Annotated in this window: 11 protein-coding genes; 4 read left to right on the plus strand and 7 right to left on the minus strand. The window is 60.3% G+C overall.

Going from position 1 to position 12,277, the window contains the following annotated elements:
- The first annotated feature begins 61 nt into the window (after positions 1–61).
- Complete coding sequence (locus tag N2599_RS02555) at positions 62–1,258, plus strand: winged helix-turn-helix domain-containing protein (RefSeq protein WP_027507734.1); 1,197 nt, start codon at positions 62–64, stop codon at positions 1,256–1,258.
- A 285-nt stretch (positions 1,259–1,543) separates the two neighbouring features.
- On the opposite strand, the gene ribB is transcribed toward N2599_RS02555, so the two are convergent.
- The 3 genes from ribB to N2599_RS02570 form a co-directional block, all read right to left on the minus strand.
- Positions 1,544–2,647: a 3,4-dihydroxy-2-butanone-4-phosphate synthase gene (ribB, locus tag N2599_RS02560; RefSeq protein WP_027507733.1), complete on the minus strand. Its 1,104-nt coding sequence runs from the start codon at positions 2,645–2,647 to the stop codon at positions 1,544–1,546.
- Positions 2,648–2,658: 11 nt separating this feature from the next.
- On the minus strand, positions 2,659–3,756 hold the full coding sequence (gene aroC / locus N2599_RS02565) for a chorismate synthase (RefSeq protein WP_027507732.1): 1,098 nt from the start codon (positions 3,754–3,756) through the stop codon (positions 2,659–2,661).
- A 145-nt stretch (positions 3,757–3,901) separates the two neighbouring features.
- Positions 3,902–7,081 carry a bifunctional diguanylate cyclase/phosphodiesterase gene (locus tag N2599_RS02570; protein ID WP_027507731.1) on the minus strand — a complete coding sequence of 1,060 codons (3,180 nt, stop codon included), beginning with the start codon at positions 7,079–7,081 and terminating at the stop codon, positions 3,902–3,904.
- A gap of 245 nt (positions 7,082–7,326) precedes the next feature.
- On the opposite strand from N2599_RS02570, the gene N2599_RS02575 reads away from it, so the two are divergent.
- Positions 7,327–7,587, plus strand: coding sequence for a DUF1344 domain-containing protein (locus tag N2599_RS02575; RefSeq protein ID WP_027507730.1), 261 nt, complete (start codon positions 7,327–7,329; stop codon positions 7,585–7,587).
- Between the two features lie 6 nt (positions 7,588–7,593).
- On the opposite strand, the gene N2599_RS02580 is transcribed toward N2599_RS02575, so the two are convergent.
- From N2599_RS02580 to N2599_RS02590, 3 genes are all read right to left on the minus strand, one after another.
- The gene (locus N2599_RS02580) at positions 7,594–8,184 is read right to left on the minus strand and encodes a histidine phosphatase family protein (protein ID WP_027507729.1); all 591 of its coding nucleotides are present in this window, start codon (positions 8,182–8,184) and stop codon (positions 7,594–7,596) included.
- A 27-nt stretch (positions 8,185–8,211) separates the two neighbouring features.
- The gene (fabI, locus tag N2599_RS02585; protein WP_027507728.1) at positions 8,212–9,030 is read right to left on the minus strand and encodes an enoyl-ACP reductase FabI; all 819 of its coding nucleotides are present in this window, start codon (positions 9,028–9,030) and stop codon (positions 8,212–8,214) included.
- Between the two features lie 122 nt (positions 9,031–9,152).
- A complete protein-coding gene (locus tag N2599_RS02590) occupies positions 9,153–10,310 on the minus strand; it encodes a J domain-containing protein (protein WP_027507727.1) in 1,158 nt (385 codons plus the stop codon).
- 335 nt (positions 10,311–10,645) lie between these two features.
- Here N2599_RS02590 and N2599_RS02595 point away from each other — a divergent pair, with 335 nt between their 5' ends.
- Positions 10,646–11,077 carry an RNA-guided endonuclease InsQ/TnpB family protein gene (locus N2599_RS02595; protein WP_260307747.1) on the plus strand — a complete coding sequence of 144 codons (432 nt, stop codon included), beginning with the start codon at positions 10,646–10,648 and terminating at the stop codon, positions 11,075–11,077.
- Positions 11,078–11,131: 54 nt separating this feature from the next.
- On the opposite strand, the gene N2599_RS02600 is transcribed toward N2599_RS02595, so the two are convergent.
- The gene (locus tag N2599_RS02600) at positions 11,132–11,590 is read right to left on the minus strand and encodes an RT0821/Lpp0805 family surface protein (protein ID WP_027507726.1); all 459 of its coding nucleotides are present in this window, start codon (positions 11,588–11,590) and stop codon (positions 11,132–11,134) included.
- A gap of 66 nt (positions 11,591–11,656) precedes the next feature.
- On the opposite strand from N2599_RS02600, the gene pdxH reads away from it, so the two are divergent.
- Positions 11,657–12,277 carry a pyridoxamine 5'-phosphate oxidase gene (gene pdxH, locus N2599_RS02605; RefSeq protein ID WP_027507725.1) on the plus strand — a complete coding sequence of 207 codons (621 nt, stop codon included), beginning with the start codon at positions 11,657–11,659 and terminating at the stop codon, positions 12,275–12,277.

Here is a 12,277-nt window from a genome sequence, read left to right on the forward strand (position 1 = left end):
CCGCAGCGGCAAAAGTGCAAAACCGGGTGGCTAGGAACATTTTCCCGAATATGATGTGCTCATGACGAATCTCCTTTCGAACTGCGATGCCCGCCGCGTCTTCCTAGCCAAACAGGGTCTCAGCACGCCGCCGAACCGCGCCCTGACCAAGGCGGGACTGCTGCAGTTGATCCATGAAATCGGTTTCGTGCAGGTGGACAGCATCCAGACGGTGGAACGGGCGCATCACCAGATCCTCTTTTCCCGCAACCAGACATACAGACGCGAACACCTGACCGCGCTCCTGGAGAAGGACGGCGCGCTCTTCGAACATTGGACGCACGACGCCTCGATCCTGCCAAGCGCCTTCTTTAAATACTGGAAGCACAAGTTCCGGCACCAGGAGGAAGTGCTTGTCGAGCGCTGGCGCAAATGGCGCGGTGAGGGCTTCGAGCATGCCTTCGATGAGACCTACGAGCGCGTGGCGCGCGACGGCGCGATCATGGCGCGCGAGATCAAGGCCGATGGCCACACTTCCGGCGGCTGGTGGAACTGGCACCCCAACAAGACCGCACTCGAATATTTCTGGCACACCGGCAAGTTCGCGATCGCCGGCCGATCCAATTTCCAGAAGATTTACGATCTGGTCGAACGTGTCATCCCGGCGGAGTTCCGCGAGCCGGAGGTCAGCCGCGAGGAGTTTGTCGACTGGGCCTGCCGAAGCGCGTTGAAGCGGCTCGGCTTTGCGACTCATGGCGAGATTGCTGCTTTCTGGAACCTGCTTTCGCCGGACGAGGCGAAGGCGTGGGTCAGCGCGCATCGCGAAGAACTGACCGAAATACTGATCGAACCGGCACTCGGCGGCAAACCGCGCCCATCCTGGGCCTTTATGGATTTCCTGTCGACGCTTGACGATTATCCCGATGCACCGGCGCGCATTCGCGTCTTGAGCCCCTTCGACCCGATGATCCGCGACCGCAACCGCGCCGAACGCCTGTTCGGCTTCTTCTACCGCATCGAAGTCTTCGTGCCGGAGCCGAAGCGCGAATACGGCTATTACGTCTTCCCGCTGCTTGAAGGCGACAAGCTCATCGGCCGTCTCGACATGAAGGCGGATCGCAAGAAGGGGACGCTGGACGTCAAGCGGCTATGGCTGGAGCCTGGCGTAAAGGCGTCTGCTGGGCGCCTGGAAAGGCTGCAGGCGGAACTGGAGCGCGTGGCAAAGTTTGCCGGGGTGGAGAGGGTTGTGCTTCTCGACGGCTGGTACACGAGAGGCTAGAAAAAGCGATGCTTGCTTCTATCGAGTTTCGCCGCATTCTTCGAGCGGCTTGGCTGAGCGCACAGCATCTCGATTACAACGATTTTACACGCGTTCAACCAAACGTTTCCGATCGCACGCTTAGCTTCCTATGCACTAAGAATACCGAGAGCTGCAGGAGCCTAATGAGACAGTGGCGGCGCTGGTATTACATTCTGCAGCCCTATTCGTACAACTTCTCGATAACCTATCGCAGCAATCGCCTTGTCGATATCCAAATCTCAGCCAACACTATTTAGCTGAATCTCACCAAATCTCCGTCTTCGATATCTTAATCCCAAAGCCCTCGAGGCCGACATAGTGGCGCTCCCGGCTCGTCAGCAGCCTGATCGAGCTGACGCCGAGGTCTTTCAGGATCTGTGCGCCCAATCCGATTTCCAGCCATTCGCTTTCGCGGGTCTTGGCTTCGGCGTGGGATTCGCGGTCCTGGCTGCGGCTCTTGCGGCCATTGTCGTAATGGCCGACGCCGACGGAGCCTTCGCGGAGGTAGACAATGATGCCGCGACCTTCCTCGGCGATCTTCTGCATGTAGTGGTCGACCGGGCTCTTCTTGCCGAAAAGGTCCTCGGCGACGTTTTCCGGATGCAGGCGAACCGGGATGTCGATGCCGTCGCGGATATCGCCGAAGACGACGGCGAGGTGCTGCATCGGGTCCCAGGGGAGTGAGTAGGTATGTGCCTTGGCCTTGCCGAACGGCGTCTCGATATCGAAGCTGTCGCCGAGTTCGATCAGAGTTTCCTTGCGCTGGCGATAGGCAATGAGGTCGGCGACCGAGAGGACCTTCAGGCCGTGTTTTTCCGCGAAATCGATGACCTGCTGCCCACGCGTGACCGTGCCGTCATCGTTGACGAGCTCGCTGATGACGCCGATCAGCGGCAGTCCGGCAAGCCTGCAGAGATCGACAGCCGCTTCCGTATGGCCGGAGCGCATCAGGACGCCGCCTTCGCGGGCAACGAGCGGGAAGATGTGGCCGGGACGGACGAAATCGGCCGCACCGACATTCGGATTGGCGAGATTGCGCACCGTGAGCGTCCGGTCGTCAGCGGAAATGCCGGTCGTCGTGCCGTGCTTGAAATCGACGGACACGGTGAAAGCCGTCGTATGCGCGGAGTCGTTTTCTGCCACCATGGCGTTGAGGTTCAGGCGCTTTGCCTCTTCCTTCGGCATGGGCGTGCAGACAATGCCGGAGGTATGGCGCACGATGAAGGCCATCTTCTCCGGCGTACAGTGGACGGCGGCGACGATAAGGTCGCCTTCGTTCTCGCGGTCGTCGTCATCCATGACGACGACGATCTCGCCGGCTTCGAAGGCTCGGATGGCATCGACGACACGCTTCTGGTCATAAGGCATGGGAGCAGTTCCTATTTCAGCCGGCCGGTCTGGCCGCGGTCGCGGAGGTAATGGTCGGCGATAGCACAGGCGACCATGGCTTCGCCGATCGGCACGGCGCGGATGCCGACGCAGGGGTCGTGCCGGCCCTTGGTGCGGATATCGACATTGTTGCCATCGGCATCGATCGAGCGCCGCTCGGTAAGAATGGAAGACGTCGGCTTGACCACAAAGCGCGCGACGACCGGCTGGCCGGTCGATATGCCGCCTAGAATACCGCCGGCGTGGTTGGAAAGAAACAGCGGCTTGCCGTCATTGCCCATGCGCATCTCGTCGGCATTTTCCTCGCCGGTGATTTCGGCCGCACCGAAGCCGTTGCCGATCTCGACGCCTTTCACGGCATTGATCGACATCAGCAGCGAGGCGATGTCCTGATCGAGCTTGGCGTAAATCGGCGCGCCGAGCCCGGGCGGAACGCCTTCCGCCACCACTTCGACGACGGCGCCGATCGAGGAGCCGTTCTTGCGGATGCCGTCGAGATATTCCTCCCATACGGGAACGATCGTGGCGTCCGGTGAGAAGAAAGGATTTTGATCGACCTGATTCCAATCCCAGTTCTGGCGGTCGATCTTGTGTTTGCCGATCTGCACGAGGGCGCCTCGAACCTTCATGTCCGGCACGACGAGGCGGGCGATGCCGCCGGCCGCGACACGGGCCGCCGTTTCGCGCGCGGAGGAGCGGCCGCCGCCGCGATAATCGCGGATGCCGTATTTGACGTCGTAGGTGTAGTCGGCATGGCCGGGGCGGTATTGCCGGGAAATCTCGCCGTAATCCTTGGAGCGCTGGTCCGTGTTCTCGATTATCATCGAGATCGGCGTTCCGGTCGTGGTCATCGTCTCGCCGTCGGCGTCCAGCATCACGCCGGAAAGCACCTTCACGAGGTCCGCCTCGCGGCGCTGCGTCACGAAACGCGACTGACCGGGCTTGCGCTTATCGAGCCAGGTTTGAATGTCCTCCAGCCTGAAGCGCAGCCCGGGAGGGCAGCCGTCGACGACGCAGCCGAGCGAAGGCCCGTGGCTCTCGCCCCAGGTTGTCACGCGGAAGAGATGACCGAATGTATTGTGCGACATATGTTCCGACCACGCGCGTCAACCCGCGCCATTCTCCAAAATGCGCGACACTCATAGGCCAAAAAGAGGTGGAGGCAAAAGCCTTTCTTTGCGCGAAATCCGCGTGAGGAAGAAATGCTGTTTCCGCAATTTGCAAACGATGCGCTCAGGAGGCGAGCCGCCATGGCGCGCCGTCCGCTGCAGCGGCGGTGAAGTCGTCGAAGGAGAGGGGCCGCGAGAAGGCGTAGCCCTGCAGCAGGTCGCAGCCGAGATCGCGCAGCATGTCCGCATGCGAAATCGTCTCGACCCCTTCCGCCACCGTTTCGACGCCGAGCGAGCGGGCGATATCGATGATTGAGCGTACCAGCGCGCGTTCCTGCGGCGAATGGAGGATTGGCTGCACCAGTTGGCGGTCGATCTTGAGCCTCTTTGGCTTCAGCTTCAGAAGGCTTACGATCGAGGTGTGGCCCGTGCCGAAATCGTCGATTTCGATATCGATGCCGAGCGCCTTGATACGGTCGAGATTGTGCGCCGCCACGTCCTCGCTCTCGTCGAGGAAGATCGATTCCACTAGCTCGAAGGAGATTTCGCCGGGCCGGATCTGCAGGTCGCTCAGCGATTCGAAAAGGCTGCCGTCGTGCAGCCGCCGCGCCGAAACGTTGACGGAGACCTGCGGCACGGCAACGCCGAGTGCTGACCAGCGCATCTTGTCCTTCAGTGCGGTTTCGAGAACGATGCGGTCGAGCTCCTGCACGACGTTGATCTCGTCGGCGATGCGCAGGAATTTGTCCGGCGTCAGCAAGCCGCGGGCCGGATGGTGCCAGCGCACCAGAGCTTCGACGCCGGTGAGCTGCATAGTCTGTGCGCAAAATTTCGGCTGGTACCAGGCCGTGAATTCGCCATTCTCGATGCCGGCGAGAATCTCGTCGGCGGTGCGCTTGCTGTTGATGATGTCGGCCTGGAGGTTCTGGTTGAAGAATTCGTAGCGATTCCGACCCAGGCTCTTGGCGCGATAGAGCGCGATATCGGCATTGATCAGCACTTTGCGCGCGTCGACATGGATGCCGTTTGCAAGCGCGATGCCGATCGAAACGCCGCAGCGGCAGGGGAAGCCCTGGAAATTAACGGGCTGGCGCATTTCTTCGATGATCCGGCCCGCCAGCGCGGCCATATCCTCATCGCCGACATCGAGGGCGAGGATGACGAACTCGTCGCCGCCGATACGCGCGACGACATCGCTGCCGCGGACATTCTCCGAAAGCACTTTCGAAGCATGCACCAGCATCGCATCGCCTGCTGCATGGCCGAGCGTGTCATTAATCTGCTTGAAGCGATCGAGGTCGATATGGAGGATCGCGAATTTCTGCCGCTGCGACTGGCTGCCGGCAGTCAGGTTTTCCAGCGCGATGTCGAGCTTGCGGCGATTGGCAAGCGCCGTCAGCGGATCATGCAGCGAATTGTGCTCGATGCGATTCTTGGCAAGTTCGAGCTCGATATTCTTGGCAACCGCATCGTCCTTGGCTGCCTTGAGCTCGGCTGTCAGCAGCGCGTCTTCGGTGGCGTCGAACGCGACGCCGATGAGTTTCAGCTGTCCTGTTGCCGCCTGGTGCACCTTGCCGGTCGAGCGGACGTAGCGAATGCTGCCGTCCTCCGCCGGCACGCGGCAGATGAGCGTGTGCTTGTCGCCGAGCTTCTTGAAATGCCGTGCGCTTTCGAGCGCAAGATCACGATCGTCCGGATGAATGCGGGAAAGCCAGACATCCTGGGTCATGAACCCATGCCTTGGTTCTAACCCGTAGAGTTCATGCATGCGCTCGTCCCAGACGGAGCCGGCGGCGCCGAGCGTCGTCTCCCAAATACCGCATTGGTAGGAATCGAGCGCCAGGTCGAGGCGGGTTGAGAGTTCGGCAAGCTGCGTCTCGCGGCGGGAGAGTTCGTCCAGTGCCAATTCCAGCTCGGCATTCTTGATGTCGCTGTTTTCCTTCGCCTTGCGCAGCATATCGGCGGCCTCAGCGTCTGCAGTCACGTCCGCGACGATGCCGATCGTCCTGCCGGTTCCCCCCGCATCCGTATAGAAGGAGCCGACCGACCGCAGATGCCGGACGCCGCCGTTCGAAAGCCTGACGCGGTACTGAGCCGTGCAGGAGGTGCCCGCCAGGCTGCAGTTGAAGAAGTGTGTTTCGGCGATCGGCCGGTCTGCCGCCACGATTGCCTCGAGCCAGCTTTCAAGCGGATGACTGCCCTCGCCGGAAGGCTGGCCGTGAAGAGCCGAGGCCCGCGTATCCCAGTAAAGGCTGTGGCCATGATCCTGCAGTTCCCAGATGCCGATATTGGAGGAATCCAGCGCCAGGTTCAGCCGCTGCGAAAGCTCGAGCAGCTTCCCCTCGCGCGCCTCCAGCTCGCTGATATTGCGGTTGCGCTCGCCAAGCAGCAGGGTCGCGAAGAAGATCGGGACGATGATGACGCAGCCGGCGGCGATGATGATCAAGCGAAGCTGAAGCTGGTTCGGCGGGGGTTCGTTCCATCCGGTCATCGGCACAGCCGAAAGTTCCCAGCGCCCGCCAGCAAAAGTGATCTTGCGCCGGAGCGGCTGTTTGTCGAACACATCGGCGCTGCCGAAGAAGGGAAGGGAGGAGCCCTCGGCCGCCGTGCCCAGGTCGCGCACCGCGATCGAAAGGTGGCCGAGATGCGGATAACGCTCCTGGTTTTCACTGTTGCGCGCGGGTTTTAGGCCGGTGTTCTCGTAGAACATATCCCGGTCGATGGTGACTTCGACTGCACCCCAGACGTTGCGCTGCCCGTTCTCCTTGACGAAGATCGGGAAGAAGATCGCGAACGCATCCTTGCCGCTTCCGGTCGTGACCGGGCCGTAAAAGCGTGCCTGCTGGTCTCCCGTATTGCGCCTGACGGATTGGCGCAGCATCAGCGTTTGACGCACATCCTTGCCAATGCGGCTCTTGCCGGGCTGCGGTGGGAAGACGCTGCTGACGACGAAATCCGGTGCGACGGCGATACTGATGAAATGGGGGTTCTGGATGAGCACCCAATTGATCTGGCGCTCCATTTCCTCCTGGTTGGTTTTCGCGCTCACGGAAATCATGTTGGACAGATCGCGGGCGACGGTGATGTCCATGTTGATTTGTGCCGCCATGCGAGCGCGAATAAGGCTTGCTTCGTTTTCCGTGCGAATCTGCAGTTCCCGCAGATGGGCGGCCGTATTTGCGCGATCGAGTGTGAAGCCGACCCCAACGACCACAAATGCGACGAGAGTGGAAACCAGCAGTGAGACCCAGGTATTCTTGAGTAGCCGCCGTAAGTGAATATTGGCGCTGAGCCGCAAAAGCAAAAACACGTCCCCCTTGTTCGGCGGAACTCTAGGAGGAACCGGTTAATTTACGATTTCCCGATGGTTCGTCTTCGCTGCTTGTAATGAAGTGCGCCCTAATGGTTAGCGGTTGCTCTTGCTTATTGTTAAAATGCTATTCATCAATGAGGCGCGGAAAGTCATTCTTCCGGGCAATTTTCGCCATATTCAGGAGCTTATCTGTGTTTCACCGGATTTTTGCGTCGAGTTTCATGAGGGTTGCCGCGATGCGTTTTTTTGTTGCCACGCTGCTGGCTACAGCAAGTTTCCTGTCGCCCATCAGCGGCTTTGCGGAAAGCGCCGACGTCGAAGCGACCATCAAAACGGTCGACATGAACAGCCTCAGCCTGACGCTTGATGACGGCAAGACCTATCAGGCGCCGGAGGAGTTCAACTTCGAGGGGCTGAAGGCCGGCGTGAAGGTGGTGATCTTCTACACGGAAGTCGATGGCAAGCGGGTGATCAACGACCTCGATATCGTGCAGTGAGAGGGATTATATCCAGCCGATCAGTCTTCTTGCGGTGTCGATCTTCAGGATGCGGTCCTGCGGAATCTCCCCCTCGGCAGCCTCGTGCTTCGGCAGGTCCGCGATCATCTTGAAAAGGCTGCGGATGACGCCGCCATGCGTGACACAAACGGTCGGGCACTCGATCGAATTCAGCCATGAGCGGATGCGCCACGACATGATCTCGTAGCTTTCAGCATCGTTGCCCGGCGGAATGAAATCCCACTTATTGATATTGCGCTCGTTGATGCGCTCGCGCTGCGTCGCCTTCAGTTCCTTGATCGTAAAGCCTTCCCAGTCGCCGAAGGAAACCTCGACCAGCCGATCGTCCGGGCGGTAGTCCTTTGGCGGCAGGCCCATCGCCGCGCGCATGATCTCCATCGTCTCGCGCGTGCGCTGGAGCGGGCTTGCGACGAAATCGAAGGAAATGGCTTCGACCCTGAGAATCTCGGCCATATCGATGCCGTTCAGCCGCGCCTGTTCGCGGCCGATGGCGTTCAGCGGAATATCCTTCTGGCCCTGCAGGCGGCGTTCGGCATTCCAGTCGGTCTGACCGTGTCGGACCACATAGATGAGCAAGGCAGGTTCCGCTTGATTGGACTTCGATCAGTCTTTGATAACCGAAATATCCGGCGCGTCTACCGCCTTCATCCCGATCACATGATAGCCGCTGTCGGCATGGTGTACTTCACCCGTGACCGAGCGCGAGAGGTCCGACAGCATGTAAAGGCCGACATCGCCGACATCTTCGATGGTGACGGTACGGCGGAGCGGAGCGTTGTACTCGTTCCACTTCAGGATATAGCGGAAATCGCCGATGCCGGAGGCTGCGAGCGTCTTGATCGGGCCTGCCGAAATCGCGTTGACGCGGATGTTCTTCGGTCCGAGATCAACGGCGAGATACTTGACGCTCGCCTCGAGCGCTGCCTTGGCAACACCCATGACGTTGTAGTTCGGCATGACCTTCTCGGCGCCGTAATAGGTGAGCGTCAGCAGCGATCCGCCCTCTGTCATCAGCTTCTCGGCGCGGCGTGCGACAGACGTGAACGAATAGACGGAAATCTGCATCGTCTTGGCGAAATTGTCCGGCGAAGTGTCGACATAGCGACCGGTCAGCTCGTCCTTGTCCGAGAAGCCGATCGCGTGAACGACGAAATCGATCTTGCCCCACATCTTTTCGACGTTCTCGAAAACGGCATCAATGCTCGCTTCGTCGCTGACATCACAGTGGCCGGCGAGTACGCCACCGAGTTCGGCAGCCAGCGGCTCGACTCGCTTCTTCAGGGCATCGCCCTGATATGTAAATGCAATTTCGGCGCCCTGTGCATGAATGGCTTTGGCAATGCCCCACGCAATCGAACGATTGTTGGCGACGCCCATGATGACGCCGCGCTTGCCTGACATGAGGCCTGTTGCTTGAGCCATATTTTGCCCCCTAATGATCCAATTGGAAATTGGCTATGGCATAGGCCGTCCACCGGTTCAAGATTGCGGGCAATCATCAACTGTAAGGGATCGTAATAAAGGGTGCGCTTGTCACGAAAATTTCACAGAAACAGCCCTTCGCGCATGCTTCGCATGAGATCCGTGACTTTATCGTCCGGCTTTTCCCACAACATAATGCGCAGTTCGACGACCAGGTCGCCCTTTCCGCCGGTGTCGTCGGGCAGGCCCTGGCCGGAGATTCGGATCGTCTTGTCGGATCCTGACCAGGCGGGAACGGTGACGTCGACCGGCCCGTTCGGTCCGTCGATGCGTGCTTCGGTGCCGAGAACGGCATTTTCGATCGTCACAGGAAGCACGGTATGCAGGTCGAAGCCATCGACGGTGAAACGCGCGTCGGGCGCGATGTGGATGCTGACGACTGCATCGCCGCGCTGCATGTTCGGCAGCTTGTAGCCCTGACCCTTCAGCCGGACCTGATGGCCCTCCCGCGTTCCGGCCGATAGTGCGAAGCTTGCCTCGCGGCTCTCGCCGAGCTGCACGGTGGCCCAGTTACCTTTCAGTATATCTTCTATTGTTACGGTCGTCTGAGCAAACTGATCCGGCGCCTTTTCCGGTGCGGGCGTGCTGCCGGTGAAGCGGCGCACGAGCGACGTCAGGATGCTCAAGGGCTGAAGAATGCCGCCAGCAGCCGCGACGGCAGCAGTTTCTGCACCTTCCTCCTCGGGCTTGATTGCCTCCGCCTCCGGTTTGCCTGCCTCCGCCTCCGGTCGCCGGCTGGCATTTGCCTGTGGATGAACCGTCGCGCCTGCGCTTGCAGCTTTAGCCTGCGCGCCAAAAATGCGCTCGACCATGTCTTCGGCGGATTCCGGACTGGCCTGCTGCTGCTTTGCCGCTTCGGCGGCGGCCCTCGCCGCCTTTTGCGCGTTGGCGCGGGTGAGTTCTTCCATCACCCGTTCGGCATTCGCCTGTGCTGCCTTCGCCCGGACCGCCGCCTCGCGGGCGGCCTGCCGCTGTTGCATGATCGTATCGCCGCTCACGCGCGCCTCCGCCATCCGTGCGGCCGTATCGAAAAGGCTGCGCTTCTTGGGGTCCTTCAATGTCTCATAGGCGCGACCGACCTCGGCGAAACGCGCCGTTGCCGTCGGGTCGCCCTGGTTATGGTCCGGATGGACGGCCTTGGCCTTGTTGCGCCAAGCGGCCTTGATCTCGTCTGCCCCTGCGTCCTGAGGAACGCCCAAAATCTTATAAGGATCGCGCATAATAAACCGCCGGTGTTCCGATGCGGTGTGCCTGTCCTTGCCCAGCACCCCGATGCCCAATGACAACTCTCTGCGCGCCATCTGGCCCATTTGAGAGGAACCGGAACACGCGTCTGTGAGCCGATCGTGCGTCAGAGTTACTAATCAGTCCTTATTTTTGGGGAGGGGAATGCGGCTTTCTCCGCAAATGGTTAGCTTTCTGCTAAGCATCGCGGCGGCGATTAATCATCGGAAGCGCGCGACCTTGGGTCTCGACATACTGCCGGACAATGTCCAAAGGCGCGCCGCCGCATGACGCGGCGAAGGCGGCGCGCCAACGGCTGCACTGGCAACACGTGACGACGACGCGCATCGCGAAGCGCTTCGGGGCGGCCGTCCTCGAGGACCTGAAGATCAGGAACATGAGCGCCTCGGCGAAAGGGACCGTCGAAGAGCCGGGCAGGAACGTCGCCCGGAAGGCTGGCCTCAGTCGCTCGATCCTCGCGGCGGCGTGGTACCGCTTCGAGCTGTTGCTGACTGACAAGCTTGCCTTCCTCGGCGGAAGCGTCGTGAAGGTCGATCCGAGATACACGTCCGTGACCTGCTCAAAGTGTGGGTCGAGAGACAAGGCAAACCGCGAAAACCAAGCGAAGTTCCTCTGCCTCTCCTGCGGACACGCAGACCACGCCGACGTCAACGCGGCGGTCAACATACTCCTGGCTGGAACACTGCCATCGGCGGCGTCGGAGACTTCCGGCGGGAGCCGAGGACTCGAAAGGGCGGCCTAAAGCCGCCCCTGAAAATCCCCGTCAGGGCGGGAAGATGTTAAGTTTTGAAGCGGATCAGCCTTCCGGCTGGAAGCTCAGCAGCTGCCAGTTGCCGCCGCCCACGAGGCAAGTCTTGCCGTAGAATTTGGCAACGCCCGCATAGGAGTGCCGTGTCGTGCGGAATTGGCGGCAGACCTGGCCCTGGTCGTTGTTCTCGACGATCGTGTCGATGACGCCGGCGCTGCCGGTGGAGGAGTTCGCCCAAGGCAGTGGCTGACCGGCCATCCTCTGGATGTCGGCGGAGGTGACCGCGTTGCGGACCGTCATTTCGTCGGAAAGAGTATCGGTGCTCGGCGGCGCCTGCGGCACGGTACCGGTGGCGACTGAACGGTCCACCTTGGAATCGCTCAAGAAGTCAAATCCGCCCGTCATGCAGCCGGAAAGCGGCAGCATCGCCGCTCCGATGACGAACAACATGGTACAACGGCACAGCCGGCCCTTTGTATGGCGATTTGACTTTGCTATGACTTTCACCCTGCGTCCTGTCCAGTCGTGAAAAGCTGGGCATTAAACCAATAAACCCGGGGCATTTGAGATAATATGTCGGCAAATGAGTTAACAAGCAGTGACTTCACCGAGCGCGACGAGCCGTTCAAGCTATTCGCGGAATGGCTGAAAGATGCCGAGGGTTCGGAGATAAACGATCCGAATGCGGTAGCACTTGCAACGGTCGATGAAGATGGCCTTCCCAATGTCCGCATGGTTCTCCTGAAGGGATTCGATAGCGACGGATTCGTCTTCTACACCAATTTTGAAAGTCAGAAAGGCCGCGAAATCCTGGGACAGAAAAAAGCAGCCCTGTGTTTTCATTGGAAAACGCTGCGCCGGCAAGTGCGCGTTCGCGGTCCTGTGGAAATCGTGACCGACGAGGAAGCCGACGCGTATTTCAAGACCCGCGCACGCGGTAGCCGCATCGGCGCCTGGGCGTCCAAGCAATCCCGCCCGCTGGAAAGCCGTTTCGCGCTGGAAAAAGCCGTTGCCGAATATACGGCGCGTTATGCCATCGGCGAAATACCGCGGCCGCCCTATTGGTCCGGTTTCCGCATCAAGCCAGTCTCGATCGAATTCTGGAAGGACCAGAACTTCCGCCTGCACGACCGCATCGAGTTCCGCCGCACAACGGCGGAAGGCGATTGGGAAAAGGTCAGGATGTATCCGTAA

It is taken from the genome of Rhizobium sullae, assembly GCF_025200715.1.
Taxonomy (GTDB): Bacteria; Pseudomonadota; Alphaproteobacteria; order Rhizobiales; family Rhizobiaceae; genus Rhizobium; species Rhizobium sullae.

Excerpts from the sequence above, each read along its gene's own strand:
- aroC (WP_027507732.1), bottom strand. The coding sequence starts at position 3,756 with ATGTCGCACAATACATTCGGTCATCTCTTCCGCGTGACAACCTGGGGC.
- N2599_RS02555 (WP_027507734.1), top strand. The coding sequence starts at position 62 with ATGACGAATCTCCTTTCGAACTGCGATGCCCGCCGCGTCTTCCTAGCC.
- N2599_RS02590 (WP_027507727.1), bottom strand. The coding sequence starts at position 10,310 with ATGCGCGATCCTTATAAGATTTTGGGCGTTCCTCAGGACGCAGGGGCA.
- pdxH (WP_027507725.1), top strand. The coding sequence starts at position 11,657 with ATGTCGGCAAATGAGTTAACAAGCAGTGACTTCACCGAGCGCGACGAG.
- N2599_RS02575 (WP_027507730.1), top strand. The coding sequence starts at position 7,327 with ATGCGTTTTTTTGTTGCCACGCTGCTGGCTACAGCAAGTTTCCTGTCG.
- fabI (WP_027507728.1), bottom strand. The coding sequence starts at position 9,030 with ATGGCTCAAGCAACAGGCCTCATGTCAGGCAAGCGCGGCGTCATCATG.
- ribB (WP_027507733.1), bottom strand. The coding sequence starts at position 2,647 with ATGCCTTATGACCAGAAGCGTGTCGTCGATGCCATCCGAGCCTTCGAA.